Source organism: Pseudomonas sp. BF-B-15 (assembly GCF_019946675.1).
In the GTDB taxonomy this organism is placed as follows: domain Bacteria; phylum Pseudomonadota; class Gammaproteobacteria; order Pseudomonadales; family Pseudomonadaceae; genus Aquipseudomonas; species Aquipseudomonas migulae.
This window is the reverse complement of sequence record NZ_JAGYFZ010000059.1, coordinates 1-23428: the sequence shown is the minus strand read 5'-3', so window position 1 is coordinate 23428 and position 23428 is coordinate 1. Positions and strand designations below refer to the sequence as shown.

Here is a 23428-nt window from a genome sequence, read left to right as displayed (position 1 = left end):
ATCTTTCATCGGCTAAAGCAAAGCGGGGTTTGCCCGGTGTGGCGCCGCCCCCTAGAATGCCCCGATGCGCGATGATCTCTCCCTTCTGCTGAACTCCCTCAACGATGCCCAACGCCAGGCCGTAGCTGCCTCCGTGGGTCGTCAGTTGGTCCTGGCCGGTGCTGGTTCCGGTAAAACCCGAGTGCTGGTGCACCGTATCGCCTGGTTGATCCAGGTCGAAAACGCCTCGCCCCACTCAATCCTGTCGGTGACCTTCACCAACAAGGCCGCTGCCGAGATGCGTCATCGCATCGAGCAGTTGATGGGTATTAACCCGGCCGGCATGTGGGTCGGCACTTTCCACGGCCTGGCGCACCGCTTGCTGCGGGCGCACTGGCAGGAAGCCGGCCTGAGCCAGACCTTCCAGATTCTCGACAGCGACGACCAGCAACGTCTGGTCAAACGCGTTATTCGCGAATTGGGGCTGGACGAGCAACGCTGGCCGGCCCGTCAGGCGCAGTGGTTCATCAACGGGCAGAAAGACGAAGGTCTGCGTCCGCAACACATTCAAGCCAGCGGCGACCTGTTCCTGGCCACCATGCGCAGCATTTATGAGGCCTACGAGGCCGCGTGCCTGCGCGCTGGCGTGATCGATTTCTCCGAATTGCTGCTGCGCGCCCTCGACTTGTGGCGCGATCACCCGGGTTTGCTGGCGCACTATCAGAAGCGCTTCCGGCACATCCTGGTGGACGAGTTCCAGGACACCAACGCCGTGCAGTACGCCTGGCTGCGACTGTTGGCCAAGGGTGGCGACAGCCTGATGGTGGTGGGCGACGACGACCAGTCGATCTACGGCTGGCGCGGCGCGAAAATCGAGAACATCTATCAGTACTCCGACGATTTCCCGGACGCAGAGACCATTCGTCTGGAGCAGAACTACCGCTCCACCGCCGGCATCCTCAAGGCAGCCAACGCCCTGATCGCCAACAACACCGGGCGCATGGGCAAGGAGCTGTGGACCGACGGCGGCGAAGGCGAAGCGATCAATCTGTACGCGGCGTTCAACGAACACGATGAAGCACGCTACGTGGTGGAAACCATCGAAAGCGCGCTGAAAACCGGCTTGGCTCGCAGCGATATCGCGATTTTGTACCGCTCCAACGCCCAATCCCGCGTTTTGGAAGAAGCCTTGCTGCGCGAGCGCATCCCGTACCGCATCTATGGCGGTCAGCGCTTCTTCGAGCGGGCTGAAATCAAGAACGCCATGGCTTACCTGCGCTTGCTGGAAGGCCGGGGCAACGATGCGGCGCTGGAGCGGGTGATCAACGTTCCGGCACGCGGCATCGGCGAGAAAACCGTTGAAGCGATTCGCGACCATGCGCGCCACAGTGATGTGTCGATGTGGGAAGCCATGCGCCTGCTGGTCGCCAATAAAGGCCTGACCGGTCGCGCAGCGGGTGCGCTTGGCGCGTTTATCGAGCTGATCGAGAACCTCGCCGCCAAGTGCATGGAAATGCCGCTGCACCTGATGACCCAGACCGTCATCGAGCAGTCCGGACTGATTGCCTATCACGAAGCGGAAAAAGGCGAAAAAGGCCAGGCCCGGGTAGAAAACCTTGAGGAACTGGTCAGCGCCGCACGCAACTTCGAGAACGCTGAAGAAGACGAGGACCTGACCCCACTGGCGGCGTTCCTCGGTCATGCGTCGCTGGAGGCGGGTGACACTCAGGCCGATGAGCACGAAGACAGCATTCAGCTGATGACGTTGCACAGCGCCAAAGGCCTGGAATTCCCTTACGTGTTCCTGGTGGGCATGGAAGAAGGCCTGTTCCCGCACAAGATGAGCCTGGAAGAGCCGGGGCGCCTTGAGGAAGAGCGCCGTTTGGCCTACGTCGGCATTACCCGGGCGATGCAGAACCTGGTGATGACCTATGCTGAAACCCGACGTCTGTATGGCAGCGAAACCTACAACAAGGTCTCGCGTTTCGTACGTGAAGTGCCGAAAGGCCTGATTCAGGAAGTGCGCCTGTCCAACAGTGTCAGTCGCCCGTTTGGCGGCGGCCAGCAGCAGAGTTCCAGCAGCCTGTTTGGCGGCAGCGAGATTCCCGACACCGGGTTCAGCCTCGGTCAGACCGTACGGCATTCGGTGTTTGGCGATGGCGTGATCCTGAACTTCGAAGGTGCCGGCGCGCAGGCCCGGGTGCAGGTGAACTTCAGCGAAGGCAGCAAGTGGCTGATGCTGGGCTACGCCAAACTGGAAGCGATCTAAGGGTTATCGGCTTTTCTGTAGGAGCGAGCCTGCTCGCGATTGAGGGCGCCGCGGTTTATCCGGAAAACCGTGGTGCGGCTATCGCGAGCAGGCTCGCTCCCACAGGGGTTTGTGGTTAATCCACCTCGGCAGGTTGATCTTATAAAGGCGCGAACCATGGGCTCAGGTTTCTTTTCTTCCTGGACATTCTGGGCCCTGATGTCGGCAGCTTTTGCCGCCATGACCGCGATCTTTGCCAAAATCGGCATCGAAAACGTCAACTCCGACTTCGCCACGTTGCTGCGCACCGTGGTGGTGTTGGTCAGCCTGGCCTTGATTTTGTACGCCACGGGCCAATATCAGTCATTAGGATCGATCTCGGCCAGGAGCTACCTGTTCCTGCTGCTGTCGGGACTGGCCACTGGTGCCTCGTGGATCTGCTACTTCCGCGCATTGAAACTGGGGCCGGCCTCGCTGGTCGCTCCGGTGGACAAACTCAGTGTGGTGCTGGTGGCGGTGCTCGGCGTGATCCTGCTGGGTGAAAAACTCGACCTGCGCCAATGGGGCGGAATCGGCCTGATCACGGCCGGTGTGGTCATGCTTGCGCTACGACGCTAGGCCCCTTCCTACAGAACCTATCCACTCGTCCTACGGACCAAAGTTAACAGGCCTTATTGCCCTGACTGAAGCTGAACACGACCTGTCAGGCAAAAGCCCGAAACACTCTGCCGCTAGCCAGTAACACTTCAGCTGTGCAACATGGCGCGCGTGCCATCCACAAATGGGAATTCCCTTTATGAAACGTTTTCTTAGCATCGCCATGGCGTTGTGCATCGGCCTGACGATGAGCCTCGACGCCAACGCCAAGCGCTTTGGTGGCGGCAAGAGCTCCGGCGCTGCGCCGACTCACCAGACCAGCCAAATGGCTCCTTCTTCTGCTGCAGGTGGCGCTGCTGCCACTGCGGGCGCGGCCGGTGCCGCTGGCGCTGCCGCCAAGGCCGGCGGTGCTTCGCGCTGGCTCGGCCCTCTGGCCGGTATCGCGGCCGGTGGCCTGCTGGCTTCCATGTTCATGGGCGGCGGCTTCGAAGGCATGCAGATCTTCGACATCCTGATCATGGCCGTCATTGCCTTCCTGGTCTTCCGTTTCATCGCCGCTCGTCGTCGCAAGCAACAGGAGCACCTGGCTCCGGCTGGCGCACCGATGCAGCGTGAAGTGTTCGAGCAGAAGCCAAGCGCCATGGGTTCGATCTTCGGTGGTTCGGCCGCTCCGGCTGCCGCTCGTCCGGTCATCAACGCGCCAGCCTGGTTCAATGAAAAGAACTTCATTGAAGCGGCCCGCAACCACTTCCAGTCCCTGCAGCAACACTGGGACGCCAACGAAATGGACAAGATCGCCGAGTTCGTGACCCCGCAGCTGCTTGAGTTCCTCAAGCGCGAACGTGCCGATCTGGGTGAGGGCTTCCAGTCCACCTACATTGATAACCTCAATGTTCAACTGGATGGCGTCGATGATCGCGCCGACAAGACCATCGCCACCCTGACCTTCAGCGGCGTGTCGAAAACCTCGCGTTTCGACCAGGGCGAAGTGTTCAGCGAAAGCTGGAACATGGAACGTCCACAGGGTGAGAACCAGCCTTGGCTGGTTGCCGGTATCCGCCAGAACGGCTGAACCGACCTGCGTTAAATGTGTCGCAACAAAAACCCCGGCCTCGGCCGGGGTTTTCTATTTCACGGTTGCATCTATAGCGAGCTACTGTATAAACCGCCCCAACTAAACCGCGCCATACAAGCAAGAGGATCCCGGACGTGGAAGAAATCATCGAACAACTGCGTGAAGCCAACGAACCGGTACCGGTCCCCTTGGAGCTGCCCGACGAAGATCTGCTGGTCGAAATCGAAGAACAACTGTTCATCGACATCCCATTTGTTTTCAGAGAATTTTTGCTGACCGTCAGCGACGTGGTCTACGGCAGCCTGGAGCCGGTGACCGTCACCGACCCGCAATCCCACACCTACCTGCCGGACGTTGCCGCCAACGCCTGGGACGCCGGTGTCGATCGCAGCCTGATCCCGATCTGCCAGGACGGTGACGACTACTACTGCGTCGAAGAAGACGGCACTGTAGTGCTGTGGCAAGCCGAAGAAGAGCTGATCGCCGAAGAAACCTGGGAATCGGTGTGGCACTGGGCACGAGACGTCTGGCTGGAAAGCTGAGCCGTCTGACGCGCCGCGTGGTCAATGCCCCGAAGATTCCTTGTGATTGTCCAGGGTTTCCAGCAAGGCCACCTGCATCCGCGTGTGCACGCGGATGAACCAGCGCCAGAGCAGCGCCGCCACGGCGGCCGCGACCACGACAATCAACACCAGCAACTTGTTGGTCGGCAGAATACTGGCCGACAAGGCTGCCAACAGCAGGAAGATCACCAACAGCGAAAGGATCGGGATCACCTCGGCGATCACCCGACGCACTCGCTGCGTGTGACGGCCGGCCATCTCCGGTTTCACGCCCATCTCCGCCAACAACATCGACAGCGCCTTGAGCTTGCGATAGGCGGCGATGAGGAACGGCAGCGACAACAGCAATGCCCCTCCCCAGATCAACGCCTTCTGCCAGCTCGGGTCGCTGATCCAGTCCTGCAAATAGGGAGACATTCGCTCGGCAAAAAAAGCGCCCGAGAAAAAAATCGCAATCACCAGCGCCAGATTGACCCCCACCTGCAACAGAATCCTCCGGATCATCGACGCCAGTAGCGCACCCTCGCCTTGAGGCTGGATGCTGCGCAGCCATTCACCATACATCCCCAATACGCGACCCAACCGCTGCGGCATCACGCCAGCCAGTTTGATCGATAGCGGATCAGCGGCGCGGATCAGATACGGCGTCAGTAACGTGGTAATCACCGACACCGCCACGGCGACCGGGTAGAGGAAGTTGCTGGTGACCTGCAGGGTCATCCCCAGTGCCGCGATGATGAAAGAAAATTCGCCAATCTGCGAAAGCCCCATCCCCACGCGCAGTGAGGTGCGTCCGTCATTGCCGGCGATAAAGGCACCGAGGCCACAGGACAGCATTTTGCCGAGCACCACAGCGACGGTAATGACTGCGATTGGCCAGGCGTATTGCAGCAGGATCATCGGGTCGAGCATCAGCCCGATGGCGACGAAGAAGATCGCACTGAACAGGTCGCGAACCGGCTCGATCAGGCGCTCGATCTTCAGCAATTGCCGCGACTCGGCCATGATCGCGCCAATCAGGAACGCGCCGAGCACCATGCTGTATTCAAGCTTGACCACCAACAGGCAGAAGCCGAAACACAGGCCCAGCACGGTGATCAGCAGCATCTCGTTGCTTTCGAATTTGGCCACGTAGGCCAGCAGGCGCGGCACCAGCAGAATCCCGATTACCAGCGCGACGATCATGAACAGCGAGAGCTTGCCGACCGTGGAAAACACTTCGCCGGAACTGACCGTGCCACTGACCGCGATGCTCGACAGCAAGGCGATGATGCCGATGCCGAGGATGTCCTCGACGATCAATACGCCGAAAATCAGCTGCGCAAAACGCTCGTTTTTCATCTTCAGGTCATTGAGCGCCTTGACGATGATGGTGGTCGATGAGATGGCCAGGATCGCGCCGAGGAACAGCGAGTCCATGGTGTTCCAGTCGAACCAGCGGCCGATTTCGTAGCCGATCCAGATCATCAGCACGATTTCCAGGAACGCCGCGATAAACGCCGTGGCGCCGACCTTGAACAGTTTGCGCAGGCTGAACTCCAGGCCCAGGCAGAACATCAGGAAAATCACCCCGAGTTCGGCGAGGGTCTTGATGGTTTCTTCGTCGTGGATCAGGCCGAAGGGTGGCGTGTGCGGGCCGATGATGAACCCGGCGACGATGTAGCCGAGGACGACCGGTTGTTTGAGGCGGTGAAACAGTACGGTCACCACGCCTGCGACCAGCATGATCACTGCCAGATCCTGAATAAAACTGATGGCATGCATGGCGTGGGGCTCCTTAAGGTCGACTTTCGGAGGTTAACACCGCGACTTCCGTCAGAAAGGCGGTGCAATATATGGAAACAGATCGATCCGGCGTGACGGCGATCACCCGCCCGGCGTCCCGATAACTGTGGTTTGAAAAAACCGAACAGGCACCCGCAGAGGTGCACTCCTCCGAAACCTGCCTTGAACCGTGAGAACGTTATGGAACCCGGAAACGCCCAGCTGTCGATGACGGTACTGATGACTCCCGACATGGCCAACTTCTCTGGCAATGTCCACGGCGGCACCTTGCTCAAGTACCTGGACGAAGTGGCCTACGCCTGCGCCAGCCGCTATGCCGGCCGCTACGTGGTGACCCTGTCGGTGGATCAGGTGATTTTTCGCGAGCCGATCCATGTCGGCGAACTGGTGACCTTCCTGGCGTCGGTCAACTACACCGGCAACACCTCCATGGAGGTCGGCATCAAGGTGGTGACCGAAAACATCCGCGAGCGCTCGGTGCGCCACACCAACAGCTGCTTCTTCACCATGGTTGCGGTGGATGACGACCGCAAACCGGCCGCCGTACCGCCGCTGCAACCACAGAACAGCGAAGACAAACGCCGCTACATGCAGGCCCAGCAGCGTCGGCAGATTCGTCAGGAGCTGGAAAAGCGGTATCAGGAGATCAAGGGCGACGCCTGATACATTTGGCCGTTAAATCGCATTCGCGGGCAAGTCGGATCGCCGCACCGCTCGCTCCTACAGGGATCGCATACAAACTGTAGGAGCGAGGCTTGCCCGCGAAGCTTTTAAAGGCTGATCGCGGTGGCTTCAAACCGTACGCGCGGATGCGCAATCCGGTCCTGCGCCCGCACCAGCTCCAACTCGTAACTGGCGCACGCCTGGGTCTCCAGCAGCACTTCATGCACCGCCGACGCAGCAAATTCGAACGCCGCCACCAGGCTGTCGCCCAGCAGTACACGCGCCAGAAACAGGCCGGATGTCAGGTCGCCAACGCCCACCGGCTGACGCGGAAACGCCAGCATTGGACGTCGCAGGTGCCAGCTGCCTTCGCTTGTCACCAGCAACATCTCGAACACATCCTCCGGTTTGCCGGGATAGGCCAGATGCTTGACCAGCACCGCCTGCGGACCGCGTGCCAGCAACGCTTTCGCCATGGCCAGGCAATCGAACAGCGACTGCGGCTTGCGGCCCGAGAAGCTGTCCAGCTCAAGTTGGTTCGGGCACATGAAGTCCGCCATGGCTGCCGCTTCCTCCAGCAGAAAATCGCTGACTTCAGCCGGCACGCTGCACCCCTTCTCTGGATGGCCCATCACCGGGTCGCACAGATACAGTGCCTTGGGATTCATCGACTTGATCCGCGCCACGCCCGTCAGGATCGCCCGGCCCTGGGCGGCACTGCCGAGGTAACCGGACAACACCGCATCGCAATTGCCCAGCTCGCCAATTGCTGCGATGCCTTCGACCAATTCGGGAATCTGCTGCGGTGCCAGCACGTCGCCCGCCCATTGCCCGTATTGGGTGTGGTTGGAGAACTGCACGGTATTGAGCGGCCAGACATTCACCCCGACCCGCTGCATCGGGAAAACCGCGGCGCTGTTGCCAGCGTGGCCGAACACCACGTGGGACTGAATGGCGAGCAGATGGGGCGTACGTTTCATGCGGTGAGTTTTCCGTAAACCGATTGAAATTCAAGCCGCGCAGTATGCGACTAAACGCAGCCTGTACGACAGGCCGGCGACGCAGTTAAGCTGACACTATCTAGTTGGAGCACCCTGTTGATGCTGACCCTCGGAAATATCTTCGTGTTGATGCTGCTCGCCACTGGCGGCGCGTGGCTGTGGCACAACCATGGCTTGCGCGAGCGTGCGCTGGAGCGGGTCAAGCTGCACTGCGTCAAGCTCGGCATCGAGTTGCTGGACGGCAACGTGGCGCTGAAAAAAATCGCCTTCATCAAGGATGCCAACGGGCGGCGACGCCTGGCCCGCGTGTATAACTTCGAATTCACGGTGACCGGTGAAACCCGCCACAACGGCACCATCACCCAGTTCGGCGCCCACAGCGCGCAGATCGAACTGGCGCCCTACCCGATGCCGTTCGACGACACGCCTCCGGTGGTCGACGTGGCGAAGCCTCGCGCTGAAGTGATTGAGCTTAGTCAGTGGCGGCAAGAACACACAAAATGGCGTCCTTAATTCAACCGACAGTCGGCCAGTGCGCTCTGCAATGAATCAACCTCCTGCGGCTCGCTGAAGATCAGCTCGATCCGTGAATCCCGACGCCATTCGCTGGGCTGCCAATCCAGCGTCGAGTTATCCAGGGCATTCGCTGAAACCCAGCCGTCGCTGCTGTGGATAACCAGCTTCGCCCGCCGCCAGGCAAGGCTTTCAAGCCATCGGCCAACGCGCGCGGAATCGAATGTCTGGCTCGGATGCCAGCGCCAGCCAATGCTCCAGCCCCCCTCCTGCTCCTGACTCAAGCAAATCGGCACCTCGGGATCGGTCCAGACGGTCGGCATCTGCGCCATTCCTTTGGGTTGGATGAAGTTATCCACACCCGCCACAGCCTTCGCCTCCAGGCCGGGCAACTCGCTCAATGGCAACCGCGCCTGTTGCGTCCAGTACACGCGACGCGCCGGCAACTGCGCAACGATTCGCTGACGATCGCTCGTGTCGAGGTTTTCCGACTTGTTCAGCAGCAACAACCCGGCGCTGCCCAACGCCTCCTGCTGCGTCACAGGCAGCGGTTTGCCGGCCGCCAGCGCTTGGGCATCCAGCACCAGCACGCTGGGCTGGACGGCCAGCACACCCAACCACGGCGCCTCTTGCAGTTGCCTGAGCAACTGCGCCGGATGGCCCAGCCCGGACGGCTCGATAAACAACCGATCCGGCCGCGCCTTGCGCAGCAAACGTCCGAGGCCAATCTGAAACGGCGCACCATTGACGCAACACAAACAGCCCCCGGCCACTTCGCCCAGTGCGATACCATCGGCGTCCCGGGTCAGCAACGCAGCGTCTAGGCCGATCTGGCCGAACTCGTTGATCAACACCGCCCAGCGCTCGTTCGCCGGCCGCTGCGCCAACAGATGCTTGATCAAACTGGTCTTGCCTGCACCCAATGGACCGGCAATGACGTGCGTGGGAATGTTCTGCAACATGGTCGGTGTTTTCTGAGGAGGTAAAGGATGCGGTTGATTGGCTGGACGTTGCTTCTGGCGCTGGTTTGCGGCGAGGCGCTGGCCCAGGCTTGCGTAGTACATAGCACGGCTGAGCGACTCGACGTGAAAGTCTGCCAGCAGAACCGCAACATCCCGGAAAAGCTCTTCGCCGACGGGTTCTGCCAGCCCAACCTTGCAGGCCAGAAAGTCGACGTGCAATACGTCGACCAATGCCCCGGCGGCGCATTCGGTGTGTGCAGCAACGCCCAAGTCGCCAATATGCCTTACCGGCAGGATATTCACTATTACGGCGTGGCCACTGACGCGGCGTACCTGAAGCCGTTTTGCGAAGGCCAGAGCCAAGGCAACTGGCTCAAGCCTTGATCCGCTAACCCAACCAGTCGAGGGTCAGGATCAAACGGCGCTCGCCCGGCGCGGGTTGCGGCGAGCGGTGGATCAGGCCAAAGCCTTCGTTGCCGTGCCATTTCTCGCCCTTGAGTAAAGCCACGTAACCGCTGGCGATGTGCTGGATCAGCGAATCATCCGTGGGTTCGGCTTCGGGTTTGCTCAATTGGCGGCGATCCATCGCCCCTTCCTTCAGCCATTCGCTGCCGATTCCGGCGTACGTGGTGATCAAGCGCACGGGCACATGATCGACGTGAAAACGCGGGCACATGGCTTTGTCCAGAACCCGTAGACGCACGCCGATACGCTTGGCGCCCAACAGACAGGCGAATGCGCTGACCAACCAGGAAACGTCGGCGATGAAGCCTTCGTAGCCTTCAAGATCGTTGAAGCCCGAGGCCAGTCCCTGCAGATTGGGCTCGGTGTCGTCAGCGGGCATTTCCAAAACCAGCGACTCGGCCAATGGCTCGTTCAGGGACAGCAACAAACGGCCGAAATCGGCGATGTGCACCGGGAGTCGGCGCTGCCAAATGGCGAGGTTCACGCCGTCGTCCAGAATTCGCGCGAGGGCTTGCGGCGTCTCACCCTGAACCTGGCAAATGACCGGTCGTAACTTCAAGGTCGGCGCCAGCATCACGCGGCGTCCTCTTCATGCCAGGGGCCGAACGGATCGGGCAACAATCGCCAGCCCTCGACGCCGGACGCCATTTCTTCATCACTCAGCAGGCAGTCGTCGAGTTCCGCAGTGAGTAAGTTGAAGTCGATGTTCTGGCCAATGAACACCAGTTCCTGCCGGCAATCGCCAGTGGCGGCGGTCCAGTTTTCCATGATCCCGGCGGTGCTTTCTTCGTCCTGCGGCCATTGGGTTTTCGGCACGAAACGCCACCAGCGGCCGGCAAAACCATGGCGCATCAAACCGCCCGCCTGAGACCAACTGCCCGCGTCCATGGGTTTGCTCGCGAGCCAGAAAAAACCTTTCGAGCGCAGCAATTTGCCATTTACCCACGGACGGTCGATGAAGCTGAAAAAGCGCTGTGGATGAAACGGCCTGCGTGCTCGATACGCCGTGGAAGCGATGCCGTATTCCTCGGTTTCCGGCACGTGTTCACCGCGAAGCTCCTGCAACCAGCCTGGCGCCTGTGCCGCTTTTTCAAAGTCGAAACGACCGGTGTTGAGGATCTTTTTCAGCGGGATTTCGCCCATGACCATCGGGATGATTTCGGCTTGCGAGTTCAATCGTTCGAGGATCGCGATCAGCTCCTGACGCTCGCGGCTGCTGATCAAATCGATCTTGCTGATCAGGATCACGTCGGCGAATTCGATTTGCTCGATCAATAGGTCGGTGATCGAGCGCTCGTCCTCTTCGCCAAGGGTTTCGCCACGAGAGGCGAGGCTTTCGGCGGCCTGATAATCGAGCAGAAAGTTCATGCCATCGACCACAGTGACCATGGTGTCGAGACGTGCGATGTCGGCCAGGCTTTGCCCTTCTTCGTCGCGGAAAGTGAAGGTTTCCGCCACGGGAAGGGGTTCCGAAATGCCGGTGGATTCGATCAGCAAGTAATCGAAGCGGCCGTCCCTGGCGAGTTGGCTGACTTCTTCGAGCAGGTCTTCGCGCAAGGTGCAGCAGATGCAGCCGTTGCTCATTGCCACGAGTTTTTCTTCGGCGCGGTTCAGGGTGACATCACGCTGAACTTCGCTGCCATCGATGTTGATTTCGCTCATGTCGTTGACGATCACGGCGACTCGCAGGTTGTCGCGGTTACGCAGCACGTAGTTGAGCAGCGTGCTTTTGCCGGCGCCGAGAAAGCCCGACAAAACGGTCACGGGGAGACGATTGGGCATCAGGTAGTCCTCACAGGAGATGCCCGGTCGCAGTGTCGGGCTTAATTCAATGTTATAGTATAACAATGCAATTAAACCACTCCCCTCTTGCCGGCAGTGACAAAGGGCAGGATGCTGAAGCCCGTTCGCCCCGAGAGAACCCCCATGCGCACTGCCTTGAAATTAACGCTGATAAGCGTTTCGTTGCTGCTCGCCGTAGACGCCTGGGCGCAAATCCCGAGCCTGGCCAGCTGCACCCGCAGCGCTAACCTGCTGGCCTGCGTGGATGCCGACGGCAACGCTTACAGCGTCAACACCGTCGGCAGCACGATCTACTTGCGAGGCTTCGAACGGGCGGGCAAGCGCTATTGGGCGCAAACCAACAGTCGCTACGGGCAACTGACATTCTTCACAGGGATCGCTTCCGACGGCGAAGCCTGGGTGGGCTACAACCGTCGGGTTGGCTGGACCACCATCAACCGGTTTTCCAGTTCCGGTGGCAGCAGTGCCAGGTTCACTTGCAGCCGGATCACCGGCTGCTAGGCCTGCGCTTTATGCTGTTCTTGTTGCCAGGCGATGTAACTGTTGACCGGCGGATTCTTCTGGAAGTAGCGCTGTAATCCTTCGAACAATCCGTCAGCCACGGCCTGCTGATGCCGCGCCGTGACCAGCCGCTGACTGTCGCGAGCGTTGGAAATGAAGCCGGTTTCCACCAGGATCGACGGCACGTCCGGCGATTTCAGCACGGCAAATCCTGCCTGCTCCACGCGCTTCTGATGCAACGTGGTGATGCCCGCCAGACTGCCGAGCACGGTGCTGCCCAACTGCAAACTCGCGGCGAGGGTGGCGTTCATCGACATGTCGAGAATCACCCCGGCCAGCATCGGGTCCTTGTCCTTGAGATTGAGCAGGCTGGTGGCGCCCAGCAGGTCCGCGCCGTTCTCTCGCTGCGCCATGAAGCGCGCCGTGGCCGACGTCGCTCCGCCCTCAGACAAGCAATACACCGACGCGCCAGAAGCCGTGAGACGCGGCGCCGCATCGGCATGCACCGAGATGAACATATCGGCGTTGTGTTTGCGGGCGATCTCCACGCGCTTGCGCAGCGGGACGAAGAAGTCGTCGTTGCGCACCAGTTTCACGTCGAAGCCCTTCTCCCGTTTCAGCCGTTTGGCCAGCAGCTGAGCGATGGACAGCACCACGTCTTTCTCACGTTCACCTTTGGCACCGACCGCGCCCGGGTCTTTGCCGCCATGACCGGGGTCGACCACCACGATGATGTCCCGTTTCGGGTGAGCCTTGTCGATGGCTGTCACGGGCGCGGCGGCTATTTGCAAGGGTGCCGCTGTCTTCAGGTCGAGCACCAGCCGATGACCCTGCCCGTCCTGCGGCGGCAACAAAAAGCTGTTGAGCTGCACCGGGCCGCTGAGGTCGAGAACGATCCGCGTATCGCCCTGACCAAAGTGCCCGGAGCGGATCGAGCGAATCACCGTGTTGCCAAGCACCAGCTGGCTGAAGTCGCCACTGAGGTCGGCGCCACTGAGGTCAATGATCAGCCGCTCAGGCGCGCTCAGTGAAAAGGTTTTGTACTGCACCGGCCCGCTCAGATCGAACACCAGGCGCAGCTTGTCATCCGAGCGCCAGAGCCGCGCGTTGCGAATTTGCGTGGCGCCAACACCGAAGGGCAATGCGAAGGCCGCGCTGGCCAGGATCAAGTTGAGCAAGTGACGTCTGTGCATGGTGAAAGCCGCTCGTGAAAAAGGCGTAGTCGATTTTAATGTAATAACATAACATGTCGAACCGACTTCCACGATGGACCTGCTCATGAATGCGCTGACTCTGCCGGATATCGCCGCGCAGGCCTCACGCCAAGCCCTGCCACTTGAATGGGTGGGCATGTGCGGCATTGCTCTTCCAGTTTTGTTCGATGGCCAACGATTGAGCGCGAAGGCCGATGCGGGCGTGAGCCTCGACGATGGAGAAGCGCGCGGCATTCATATGTCGCGGCTGTACCTGGCGCTGGAAATGCTCGAACAGGAACGGCTGACACCCGCCCTGTTGCGGCGTGTCTTGCAGCGATTTCTTGATACCCATGAAGGTCTATCCCACAGCGCTTACCTGAACATTCACGCAGATTTGCTGCTCAAACGGCCAGCGCTGATCAGTCCATTGTCCGGTTGGAAATCCTATCCAGTCAGCATCAATGCGCGTTTGAAAAACGCGATGTTCCACGTGGAACTAAACATCGACATCCCCTATTCCTCAACTTGCCCCTGTTCAGCTGCACTGGCGCGGCAGTTGATTCAGCAGCAATTCGTCGACGACTTTGCCAACCAGCCACTGCAACACGCCGATGTTTTGGCTTGGCTCGGCACCACAAAAGGCATCGTTGCCACGCCTCACAGCCAACGCAGCAATGCGCAGCTAAGGCTGCGTCTCGATGATTATCTCGATGACCTGCCACTGATTGCGCTAATCAACGACGCCGAAGCCGCACTCGGCACCGCCGTGCAAACCGCGGTAAAGCGTGCCGACGAACAAGCCTTCGCGCTGGCCAATGGTCAAAACCTGATGTTCTGCGAAGACGCCGCTCGCCGTTTGAATCTGGCGTTGAGGCGCTCGCCCGGCATCAATGCCTTCCACTTGAAAGTCGTCCACGCCGAGAGCCTGCACGCCCACGACGCCGTCGCCGAAAGCCGATGGAATTGGGAGGCCGCATGATTCGCTGCGAGGCGTTGCGCTGGGGTGCACCGGGCCAACCGCTCACGCCACCGGTAGATTTCGAACTGAACCAAGGCAGCCTGACCGCCGTGATCGGCGCCAACGGCTCAGGCAAAAGCAGCCTGCTGAAAGTCATCGCCGGCCTGCAAAAACCACTGACCGGCAAAGTGATCCTGGATGTTCCACGCAAAGGCTCACTCTCGTTCCTTCCCCAGCAACAGCACCTCGACCGGCAATTCCCGATCAGTCTGCAAGAGTTGGTCGCCGCGGGTTTCTGGGGCAGCAAGCAATCCCCCGACGTCCGAAGTCAACGCCTTAAAGCCGCACTAGAAAACTGGTGCCTGACCGGTCTGGAGCAGCGCCCATTGATGGCCCTCTCCGGCGGCGAATTGCAGCGCGCCCTGCTCGCCCGATTGAGCCTCGCCGAAGCGCCCTTGCTGTTGCTCGATGAACCTCACGCCGCCCTCGACGAACTCGGTCAATCACTGCTGTGGAGAAACATCCACGCCTGGCACGCCGAAGGTCGAACCCTGGTGGTCGTGTGTCATGACCTCGCCGCCGTGCGCCAACACATTCCTCAAACGCTGCTGATCAAAAGCAGCGGCTGCGTCCTCGGCTCAAGCACCGAGCTTATCCGCCAACAACCACAGACGCAGGTGGCCTGATGCTCGCCGCTGCCCATCTTTGGCAACCGTTCCACGAGTTCGTGTTCATGCGCCGGGCACTGCTCGGTGGATTGGTGTTGGCCTGCAGCACGGCACCGCTCGGGGTGTTTCTGATTCTGCGACGCATGAGTCTGATCGGCGACGCGGTCGCTCACGGCATTCTGCCCGGCGCCGCGCTCGGCTTCTGGTTTGCCGGGCTGAGCTTGCCGGCATTGACCTTCGGCGGCCTCGGTGCGGGCCTGAGCATGGCCGGGCTCGCGGCATGGATCACCCGCCGCACAGGTCTGAGAGAAGACGCGAGCCTCGCTGCGATCTACCCAATCTCCCTCGCCAGCGGCGTGCTGATCCTCGGCATCGCCGGTAAACGCCTGGACCTGCTGCACCTGCTTTTTGGCTCGGCGTTGGCGGTCGACGGTCCGACGTTGACCGGCATGTTGTGGGTCTCAGGGCTCAGCCTTATCGCCATGGCACTCATCTACAAACCGTTGTTGCTGGACACCCTCGACCCACTGTTTCTGCAAACCGTCAGCCGTCTTGGTCCGCTGGCACACGGCGTATTCCTGACATTGGTGGTGCTGAATCTGGTGATCGGATTTCAAGCCATCGGTGCGTTGATGGTCGTCGGTCTGATGATGTTGCCCGCCGCCGCGTCGCGTTTCTGGAGCCGACGCTTGCCCGTGTTGATGGCCATCGCCGGGCTGCTTGGCTGCCTCTCGGTGTGGCTCGGCTTGTTGCTGTCGTTCTATTACTCGCTGCCCAGCGGCCCGGCGATCGTGCTGGTGGCTGGCGGTGGGTATTTGCTGTCCGTGGTGTTCGGACCGGTGCACGGCTTGCTGCGCCGCCCGCCCTTGCTCACATCCCAATGAGGTGTTTCCCGATGCGCGCTTTACTCGTGCTGTTCAGTTTGATGCTGTCGATGTCGTTGTCTGCGGCGGAAAAACTGCAGGTGGTCACCAGCTTCAGCATCCTCGCCGACATGACCCATCAGGTCGGTGGCGAGCACATCCAGATCACCAACATGGTCGGCCCCGATGCCGATGCTCACACCTATGAGCCGACTCCGGACGATGCCAAGGCATTGCTCAAGGCCAGACTCATCATCAAAAACGGCTTGGGTTTCGAGCCGTGGCTGGACCGCCTGGTGACCAGCACCGAGACCAAAGCCCCGGTCATCAGCGCGAGCCACGGCGTCATCCCACGCTCGCTGGATGAAGATGGCGAGACCGTCCCCGACCCTCACGCCTGGCACAACCTGGCGAACACCGAGCTGTACATCAGCAACATCACCAAGGCGCTGATCGCCGCCGACCCGGCGAACAAAGCCGACTATGTACGCAACAGCCAGGCCTACCTGAAACAGATCTACGCGCTGCTCGCCGAAGCCAAAGCCAAGCTCGGTTCGCTGCCACCGGGCAACCGCAAGATCGTGACGTCCCACGACGCATTCGGTTATCTCGGTCAGGCCTATGGCATCGACTTCATGGCGCCGCAAGGTCTGTCCACCGAGCGCGAACCTTCCGCCGCCGAAGTCGCTGCGCTGATCACCCAGATTCGCCAGGCCAAGGTCAAAGCGGTGTTCATGGAGAACATCAAGGATGCCCGCCTGCTCAAGCAGATTGCCGATGAAAGCGGTGCACACATTGGCGGCACGCTGTACTCCGATGCGCTCGCCGCCAGCGGTCCGGCGAGCACCTTTACCGGGTTGTTCGAGTACAACCTCAACACCTTGTACGAGGCGTTGAGCAAGCCATGATCCGCAAGAATCCCTCAGGTGATTTGCCGCTGATTGCGGAGTCCGCCTACGTCGATAAGACCGCGATCATCTGCGGCAAAGTGGTGATCGGCGAGAACGTATTCGTCGGCCCCTACGCGGTGATTCGCGCGGACGAAGTCGACGCCTCCGGTGAGATGGAGCCGATCACCATTGGCGCCAACTCGAACATCCAGGACGGCGTGGTGATCCACTCCAAGTCCGGTGCGGCGGTGACGATCGGCGAGTTCAGCTCGATCGCCCACCGCTCCATCGTTCATGGACCGTGCTCCGTGGGCGACCGGGTGTTCATCGGGTTCAACAGCGTGCTGTTCAACTGCGCCGTCGGTGATGGCTGCGTGGTGCGGCACAACTCGGTGGTCGACGGTCGCGACTTGCCTGCCGACTTCTACGTGCCCTCTACCACCCGCATCGGGCCCAAGACTGACCTGTCGCAATTCCCGCCGGTGAGCGTCAGCGCCTCGGAGTTTTCCGAAGACGTGGCGCGCACCAACGTCGATCTGGTGCGCGGCTACAAAGCCCTGCAAAACGAGTTCTGACCATGAACAACGTGCTGATTCGCAATGCCCGGATGGTGAATGAAGGACGTGAGTTCGATGGTGATCTGTTGGTCGGCCATGGTCGCATCGTCAAGATCGCGAGCAGCATCGAAGGGGAAAATGCTGCCGTCGAAATCGATGCTGACGGCCAGTGGTTGTTGCCTGGAATGATCGATGATCAGGTGCACTTCCGCGATCCCGGCTCGCCCGACAAGGGCAGTTTCTACACCGAATCGCGAGCTGCGGTGGCCGGCGGCATCACCAGTTTCATGGACATGCCCAACACGAATCCGGCGACCCTGACGCTGGCAGCATTGGCCGACAAGAAGCGCCGCGCAGCGATCAATTCGGTGGCCAACTACGGTTTTCACTTCGGCGTGAGCAACGACAATCTCGACACCGTCGCCGCGCTCAATCCTTGCGAAGTGGCCGGTGTAAAAGTGTTCATGGGCGCGTCCACGGGCAACATGCTGGTAGACGATCCCAAGGTCCTGGAGCGGCTATTCGCCGAGGTGCCGACGATTCTGTTGGCCCACTGCGAACACACGCCCAGCATCGACGCCAATGCGGTGAACCTGCGAGAGCTGTTCGGCGAGCACATTCCCGCAGCAGCCCATCCGCTGATCCGCAATGCCGAGGCCTGCTTCCGTTCGTCCTCGATGGCCGTGGATCTGGCCAAGCGGCATGGCACCCGGCTACACGTGTTGCACCTGACCACCGCCCGCGAACTGGCGTTGTTCGAAGACAAGCCACTGACACAAAAACGCATTACCGCCGAAGTCTGTCTGCACCACCTGCTCTTCGACGATCGCGACTACGCAACGCTCGGCAACTTGATCAAATGCAACCCGGCGATCAAGACTCAGGCCGACCGAGACACCTTGCGCCGGGCCCTGATGAGTGATCGACTGGACGTCATCGGCAGCGATCACGCGCCTCACACCTGGGACGAAAAGCAACGTCCCTACTGCCAGGCACCGTCCGGCTTGCCATTGGTGCAACACGCCCTGCCCGCCCTGCTGGAGTTGGTGGCGGATGACGTTCTACCGATCACCACCCTTGTGGCCAAGACCAGTCACCGTGTCGCCGATCTGTTTGCGATTCCCGACCGAGGCTATTTGCGCGAAGGGTATTGGGCCGACCTGGTGTTGATCAAACCCGAACCTGGTGGCGTTGCCGTCTCCCAACAGCCGATCCTGTCTCAATGCGGCTGGACGCCCTTCGCGCAACGACGCTTTCGCCACAGCGTGAGCACTACGTTGGTATCGGGGCAAATGGCGTGGCACGACAAATGTCTTAATGACAGCTGCCAGGGTTTACCGCTACGGTTTACACGCTAGTGCAGCACTCGAGAGCACCGACATGATCCACATCACTCTGAGCGATGGTTCATTGCGTGAATACGACCAACCGTTGTCGGTGTACGAGTTCGCCGCGAGCATTGGTCCCGGGCTTGCCAAAGCAGCCGTCGCCGGCCGGGTGGACGGCGTATTGGTGGACTGTCAGTTCTTGATCGAAGCCGATGCCCGGGTCAGCATCGTGACGCCTCAAGAACCCGATGGCCTGGAGATACTGCGCCGCTCCTGCGCATTGATGCTGGCGATGGCCGTGAAACAGCTCTATCCAAAAGCGCAATTGCAGACCGGATCGGCGCTGGGTGACGGGTTCTATTATGAGTTTGCCTTTGAACGACCGTTAAACCTGGACGACCTTGCGGGCATCGAAGCGCGCATGAAGACCCTGGCGGCGACCAATCATTCGATCCGCCGGCGCGAGCCGTCACCGCGCTCCAAGTACATGGAAAAACTTGCGACCTACCTGCTCGGGGACTTCGAATGTGTGTCGATGGGCCCGCATGCTCCGGCAACCAGAGTGTTGCAGGCATTCGCGCTCGATCACATCAGCGGCCTTGCGCCACAGCGGATCTATGGCACGTGCTGGTCTTGCCAGGAGGAACTGGACGACTGGCGGGCACCGCCGCACGTGATGGTCGTGAGCATGGATGATCGCCAAACGGATTACGCACAGTGGGTGACCGAGGCCTTGCGCCGAAGCGGCGTACGCGCCCGTGCGGACCTGCGCAACGAGAAGGTCCGCCACAAGATTCGCGAACACAGCCAGCAAGTGCCGTATCTCGTTGTAATCGGGGAGAAAGAAAAAGAAGGCGGGTTTGTCAGCGTGCGCAGTCGCACCGGGGAGGATTTTGGCCGGATGGCCATTGAGGCGGTGTGTGATTGGCTGAGATCAACGGGGATTGCGGGTGCCTGAAATGACGCCTTCGCGGGCAAGCCTCGCTCCTACAGGATTCACACCGTCCCCGTAGGAGCGAGGCTTGCCCGCGAAGCTTTTAAGCCCTTGGCTTCACTGTTCCACAATCCTGCCCCAACCACACCGCGCGAGTATCAAGGCTACCCTTCTGCTGAATGCCGGTGGCGTTGAACGTGCCATTGACCTTGGTGGTGAACTCACGATCACTGAGGAATGTGGCCACACCCGCACCCTGCGCTTTCGGGCAACTGAAGCGGAATTTCCACTGGTTACCGGTGCGCTCGGTGATTTCCTGCTTGCAGCCCGATTGCGGATCCGTCAGCGGAATGTTGTCGGTCTTCACTTGCTCCGGCGTCAGGCAAGCCCGGATCCCCTTGCCGCCCATGGTGATGCCCTGCTTCTCCAGCTGCGCGCGCTGTTCAGGCGTCATTTGGCTCTGTATCTGGCCGAGGATCAGTTGCAGATCCGGCATGTTCTGGTCATCGACCTTCATGTTGCTCGAGGTCAATTCCCACAAACCCGGCTGCAGCATCTGCGCCTGAGCGGCCACCGGAAGTGCTAAACCTAAAGCTACGGCCAAACCCAGCAGACGAACGTTCATTGAGTAACTCCTGATCGATAGTGGCCGTTAGACGTCAGCCACGGGCTTCGGTTCATGGGCCAATTAAATAGCGACATTCTGCACGGAACATGGTCTGTTAAGCACTGAATCTTCAGGAGCAAGGCTGCCCCCATGGATTACTTTGGACCGCACATTTTCGGTTACCTGATCGCCCTGCTGCACTCGTTAGGCATGATCGCCGCCATTCATGCCGTGTTGACCGTTCGGACCGCTCAGGGCTCGATCGCCTGGGCCTTGTCGCTGCTGTTCATTCCCTACTTCACGCTCATTCCCTATCTGGTCTTCGGCCGCAGCACCTTCGATGGCTACATCAAGGCACGGCGACAGGCCAACGAGGAAATGCGCAAGGCCATCTCCGATTTGAACTGGCGCCCGTGGATCGAAGAAGCACTGACCGCCCGTGCCTCCAACGCCTACGCATCATTGAGGGCGATGCCAAAACTGGGCCGCATGCCCTGCCTGGCGAACAACGAAGTCAGCCTGCTGATCAACGGCCACGCCACTTTCGAGGCGATCTTCGAGGCCATCAGCCAGGCTAAGGAAGCCGTGCTGATCCAGTTTTTCATCATCCACGACGACCGTCTGGGCCAACGCCTGCAAACCTTGTTGCTGAAAAAAGCTGCCGAAGGCGTCGCCGTTTATTTACTGTACGACCGCATCGGCAGCCACTCCCTGCCCCACAGTTATGTGCAGCCGTTGCGCGATGCCGGTGTCGAGGTCAAAGCCTTCGCGACGCGTAGCGGCTGGCTCAATCGCTTTCAGGTCAACTTCCGCAACCATCGCAAGATCGTCGTGGTGGACGGCGTGTTGGGCTTCGTTGGCGGGCATAACGTAGGCGACGAATACATGGGCGAGAAACCACCCCTCGCCCCTTGGCGCGATACCCACGTGCGGGTGCGCGGGCCGGTGGTGGCGTGCATGCAGGAGTCCTTCGCCGAAGACTGGTTTTGGGCAGCGCGCTCCTTGCCGCCGTTAATACTGCCGGACGCGTATCCGGACAACGGTGTGCTCTGCCAATTGCTTGCCAGCGGACCGGCAGATTCCTACGAAACCTGTTCGTTATTCTTCGTCGAAGCCATTCACGCGGCGACCGAGCGGGTGTGGATTACCAGCCCCTACTTCATCCCCGATGAAGCGGTGTTTGCCGCCTTGAGGCTGGCGGTTCTGCGCGGCGTGGATGTGCGATTGCTGCTTCCTTCACGACCGGATCACCGCATCGTCTACGCCGCCTCCAGCCTGTATGCCTTCGAAGCCGTGCGCGCCGGTGTGCGGGTATTTCGCTACCAGCCCGGTTTCCTGCATCAGAAAGTGGTGTTGATCGACAGCGAAATCAGCGCCATCGGCAGCGCCAATATGGACAACCGCTCGTTCCGGCTGAATTTTGAAGTGATGTTGCTGACTGTCGACCGAGTGTTTGCCGGCGAGGTGGAACAGATGCTCAACGACGACTTCGACCAGGCGCATGAAGTCGCCAAAGAAGAAAGCCGGGAGACCCACCGCCTGCAACAGGTCGGCATGCGGATCGCCCGGCTTATTTCACCGATACTTTAAGGGTTGTAGATGTCGTCGCGGGTCCAGGGCAGTTCATGGCTGCCATCGGGGTGGGCTTTCACTGCGAGGATCTGGTGCAAGTTGATCCAGCCCCGGGCGAATGCATAAGCACATCCCGCCAGGTACAGCCGCCAGATTCGCAAGGCCTGCTCCGGCACCTGCCGGGCGGCCGCTTCCAGGTTGTCCTCCAGGCGCTCGCTCCAATGGTCCAGGGTGCGCGCGTAGTGCAGGCGCAAACTCTCGACATCGACGATCTCCAGCCCCGCTTCGCTGATCTCGGCAGAGATCATCGACAGGTGCGGCAGCTCGCCGTTGGGGAACACGTACTTCTCGATAAAATCACCCGCGCCGCGTCCCACTGGCCGGCCATCGGTGTGCTTGGCGGTGATGCCGTGGTTCATCACCAGGCCGCCCTCTTTCACCGCGCCGAACAGGGTATTGCAGTACTCGGCCAGGTTCTCGTGCCCCACATGCTCGAACATGCCGACGCTGACCACTTTATCGAAGCGCCCGTCTTGAGGCAGATCGCGGTAATCAAGCAGTTGCAGCTCGACCAGATCGTCGAGGCCTTCCTCCTTCACCCGCTCACGGGCCAGGGCCAGTTGCGCTTTGCTCAGTGTGATCCCGAATACCTTCGCGCCAAACTCCCGCGCCGCATAGCGCGCCAAACCGCCCCAGCCACAACCTACATCCAGCAGATACTCGCCAGGTTGCAGGCGTAGTTTGCGACACAGGTGGCGGAACTTGGCTTGCTGGGCCTGCTCAAGCGTTTCGCTGCCGGTCTCGAAATAGGCGCAGGAATACGCCATGTCACTGTCGAGCCACAGCTGATAAAACGCGTTGGACAGGTCGTAGTGATAGGAAATCGCCTTGGCGTCGGTTTCCTTGTCGTGGGCGGTGCGAACAGGCTGACTGTCGAGGTCGCCCAGCAAGGCCTGACTCCATTCATCAACGACGCGGATCACCTCGCTGATGGAGCCTTCCAGCTCAAGTTTGCCCTCGACGAATGCCGCTCCGAGCGCATCGAGGCTGGGATGAGTCAACTGGGTAACCATTTGTGGGTCCTTGACCACAATCGTGACGCTGGGCGTCGGCCCCAGATTAAATTCATGGCCGTCCCAGAGTCGCAGGCGTAGCGGTAACTGCAGATTCTGTAAGGCCGGTGGAAGTTGCGCGAGCATGGAATATCCCCCTTGTTTCAGACGTCTGATGTGAGGGTAGACCATCCTTGAAAAATAGCAGGCTATCGATTTAATAGCCGTCTTCTATGATTTGCAGCGCTTGAAACAAGCGCCGCAAAATCACAGAAGTGATTGCCCTCACACTAGATGACTGCGAATTTCGCGCACAGTTCTGAAATGTTCACATCGCTTAGACGTCATCCTTCATCTTGAGCAACGGCTCCTGGAAACGCAGCAGCCGTCCGGCGTTGCCCAATACCAGCAACGTGCTCAGGTTATGCAGCAGCGCAGCAATCATCGCCCCTGCCGCACCGAGCCAGCCGAAGGCAGCGAAAGCAACAATTGCCAGTGTCCAGCCCAGACCGATGATCACGTTGACCTGCAAGGTCTGCCGGCATTGGCGACTCAAACGTACGCAAGTGCCGAGCCGACGCAGGTCGCTGCCGATCAGCACGATATCGGCTGAAGCCAAGGCAATATCCGCACCGCCCGCCCCCATAG

24 protein-coding genes and 1 pseudogene are annotated in these 23428 nt (G+C 60.2%); 16 read left to right on the top strand and 9 right to left on the bottom strand.

What is annotated here, in order from left to right:
• The first annotated feature begins 64 nt into the window (after positions 1–64).
• The 4 genes from uvrD to KGA97_RS18895 all read left to right on the top strand — a co-directional run bounded on the left by uvrD (position 65) and on the right by KGA97_RS18895 (position 4441).
• Positions 65–2248 carry a DNA helicase II gene (gene uvrD, locus KGA97_RS18910; RefSeq protein ID WP_008027451.1) on the top strand — a complete coding sequence of 728 codons (2184 nt, stop codon included), beginning with the start codon at positions 65–67 and terminating at the stop codon, positions 2246–2248.
• 156 nt (positions 2249–2404) lie between these two features.
• A complete protein-coding gene (locus KGA97_RS18905; RefSeq protein WP_007934436.1) occupies positions 2405–2845 on the top strand; it encodes an EamA family transporter in 441 nt (146 codons plus the stop codon).
• Positions 2846–3023: 178 nt separating this feature from the next.
• On the top strand, positions 3024–3896 hold the full coding sequence (locus KGA97_RS18900; RefSeq protein WP_192229995.1) for a Tim44 domain-containing protein: 873 nt from the start codon (positions 3024–3026) through the stop codon (positions 3894–3896).
• A 137-nt stretch (positions 3897–4033) separates the two neighbouring features.
• A complete protein-coding gene (locus KGA97_RS18895; protein WP_003187120.1) occupies positions 4034–4441 on the top strand; it encodes an SMI1/KNR4 family protein in 408 nt (135 codons plus the stop codon).
• Between the two features lie 21 nt (positions 4442–4462).
• Here KGA97_RS18895 and KGA97_RS18890 read toward each other — a convergent pair whose 3' ends face one another.
• The gene (locus KGA97_RS18890; RefSeq protein ID WP_008027455.1) at positions 4463–6226 is read right to left on the bottom strand and encodes a cation:proton antiporter; all 1764 of its coding nucleotides are present in this window, start codon (positions 6224–6226) and stop codon (positions 4463–4465) included.
• 201 nt (positions 6227–6427) lie between these two features.
• On the opposite strand from KGA97_RS18890, the gene KGA97_RS18885 reads away from it, so the two are divergent.
• Complete coding sequence (locus tag KGA97_RS18885) at positions 6428–6910, top strand: acyl-CoA thioesterase (RefSeq protein ID WP_008027457.1); 483 nt, start codon at positions 6428–6430, stop codon at positions 6908–6910.
• Positions 6911–7017: 107 nt separating this feature from the next.
• Here the strand turns inward: KGA97_RS18885 and pdxY are convergent, their stop codons facing one another.
• Positions 7018–7890 carry a pyridoxal kinase PdxY gene (gene pdxY / locus KGA97_RS18880; protein WP_008041336.1) on the bottom strand — a complete coding sequence of 291 codons (873 nt, stop codon included), beginning with the start codon at positions 7888–7890 and terminating at the stop codon, positions 7018–7020.
• Positions 7891–8010: 120 nt separating this feature from the next.
• On the opposite strand from pdxY, the gene KGA97_RS18875 reads away from it, so the two are divergent.
• Entirely contained in the window at positions 8011–8424 is a 414-nt protein-coding gene (locus KGA97_RS18875) for a DUF3301 domain-containing protein (protein WP_008027461.1), read from the top strand.
• Here the strand turns inward: KGA97_RS18875 and KGA97_RS18870 are convergent.
• Positions 8421–9386 (bottom strand): CobW family GTP-binding protein, encoded by a 966-nt coding sequence (locus KGA97_RS18870; protein WP_223481274.1) that lies wholly within the window; start codon positions 9384–9386, stop codon positions 8421–8423. The genes KGA97_RS18875 and KGA97_RS18870 overlap by 4 nt on opposite strands.
• A gap of 27 nt (positions 9387–9413) precedes the next feature.
• Here KGA97_RS18870 and KGA97_RS18865 point away from each other — a divergent pair, with 27 nt between their 5' ends.
• Entirely contained in the window at positions 9414–9770 is a 357-nt protein-coding gene (locus KGA97_RS18865) for a hypothetical protein (RefSeq protein WP_008027465.1), read from the top strand.
• A 4-nt stretch (positions 9771–9774) separates the two neighbouring features.
• Here KGA97_RS18865 and KGA97_RS18860 read toward each other — a convergent pair whose 3' ends face one another.
• Both KGA97_RS18860 and zigA read right to left on the bottom strand, forming a co-directional pair.
• Positions 9775–10425: a DUF1826 domain-containing protein gene (locus tag KGA97_RS18860; RefSeq protein WP_223481273.1), complete on the bottom strand. Its 651-nt coding sequence runs from the start codon at positions 10423–10425 to the stop codon at positions 9775–9777.
• Positions 10425–11633, bottom strand: coding sequence for a zinc metallochaperone GTPase ZigA (zigA, locus tag KGA97_RS18855; protein ID WP_223481272.1), 1209 nt, complete (start codon positions 11631–11633; stop codon positions 10425–10427). The genes KGA97_RS18860 and zigA overlap by 1 nt, the downstream gene beginning before the upstream one ends.
• A gap of 144 nt (positions 11634–11777) precedes the next feature.
• Between zigA and KGA97_RS18850 the strand changes: the two genes are divergently transcribed.
• On the top strand, positions 11778–12155 hold the full coding sequence (locus tag KGA97_RS18850; protein WP_008041342.1) for a hypothetical protein: 378 nt from the start codon (positions 11778–11780) through the stop codon (positions 12153–12155).
• Here the strand turns inward: KGA97_RS18850 and KGA97_RS18845 are convergent.
• Positions 12152–13348, bottom strand: coding sequence for an N-acetylmuramoyl-L-alanine amidase (locus tag KGA97_RS18845; RefSeq protein ID WP_223481271.1), 1197 nt, complete (start codon positions 13346–13348; stop codon positions 12152–12154). The genes KGA97_RS18850 and KGA97_RS18845 overlap by 4 nt on opposite strands.
• A gap of 85 nt (positions 13349–13433) precedes the next feature.
• Between KGA97_RS18845 and folE2 the strand changes: the two genes are divergently transcribed.
• The 7 genes from folE2 to KGA97_RS18810 are packed head-to-tail and all read left to right on the top strand — an operon-like array spanning position 13434 to position 19573.
• Entirely contained in the window at positions 13434–14330 is an 897-nt protein-coding gene (folE2, locus tag KGA97_RS18840) for a GTP cyclohydrolase FolE2 (RefSeq protein WP_223481270.1), read from the top strand.
• On the top strand, positions 14327–14995 hold the full coding sequence (locus KGA97_RS18835) for a metal ABC transporter ATP-binding protein (RefSeq protein ID WP_008041347.1): 669 nt from the start codon (positions 14327–14329) through the stop codon (positions 14993–14995). The genes folE2 and KGA97_RS18835 overlap by 4 nt, the downstream gene beginning before the upstream one ends.
• Positions 14995–15861, top strand: coding sequence for a metal ABC transporter permease (locus KGA97_RS18830; RefSeq protein WP_008041350.1), 867 nt, complete (start codon positions 14995–14997; stop codon positions 15859–15861). Before KGA97_RS18835 ends, KGA97_RS18830 begins: the two co-directional genes overlap by 1 nt.
• A gap of 11 nt (positions 15862–15872) precedes the next feature.
• A complete protein-coding gene (locus tag KGA97_RS18825) occupies positions 15873–16748 on the top strand; it encodes a metal ABC transporter substrate-binding protein (protein WP_192228161.1) in 876 nt (291 codons plus the stop codon).
• On the top strand, positions 16745–17305 hold the full coding sequence (locus KGA97_RS18820; RefSeq protein ID WP_223450098.1) for a DapH/DapD/GlmU-related protein: 561 nt from the start codon (positions 16745–16747) through the stop codon (positions 17303–17305). The genes KGA97_RS18825 and KGA97_RS18820 overlap by 4 nt, the downstream gene beginning before the upstream one ends.
• Before the next feature lie 2 nt (positions 17306–17307).
• Entirely contained in the window at positions 17308–18645 is a 1338-nt protein-coding gene (locus KGA97_RS18815) for a dihydroorotase (protein WP_223415538.1), read from the top strand.
• Positions 18646–18667: 22 nt separating this feature from the next.
• Entirely contained in the window at positions 18668–19573 is a 906-nt protein-coding gene (locus KGA97_RS18810) for a His/Gly/Thr/Pro-type tRNA ligase C-terminal domain-containing protein (protein ID WP_008041356.1), read from the top strand.
• A gap of 79 nt (positions 19574–19652) precedes the next feature.
• Here KGA97_RS18810 and KGA97_RS18805 read toward each other — a convergent pair whose 3' ends face one another.
• Positions 19653–20174, bottom strand: a complete 522-nt coding sequence (locus KGA97_RS18805; protein WP_008041357.1) for a DUF3617 domain-containing protein — start codon at positions 20172–20174, stop codon at positions 19653–19655.
• Positions 20175–20306: 132 nt separating this feature from the next.
• Between KGA97_RS18805 and cls the strand changes: the two genes are divergently transcribed.
• On the top strand, positions 20307–21746 hold the full coding sequence (cls, locus tag KGA97_RS18795) for a cardiolipin synthase (RefSeq protein ID WP_223481269.1): 1440 nt from the start codon (positions 20307–20309) through the stop codon (positions 21744–21746).
• Here cls and cfaB read toward each other — a convergent pair.
• Together cfaB and KGA97_RS18785 are read right to left on the bottom strand one after the other, a co-directional pair.
• Positions 21743–22927: a C17 cyclopropane fatty acid synthase CfaB gene (gene cfaB, locus KGA97_RS18790; protein WP_223481268.1), complete on the bottom strand. Its 1185-nt coding sequence runs from the start codon at positions 22925–22927 to the stop codon at positions 21743–21745. The two genes, cls and cfaB, sit on opposite strands and share 4 nt — an antisense overlap.
• A 190-nt stretch (positions 22928–23117) precedes the next feature.
• A pseudogene (locus KGA97_RS18785) lies at positions 23118–23428 on the bottom strand (cation-transporting P-type ATPase); the annotation flags it as partial.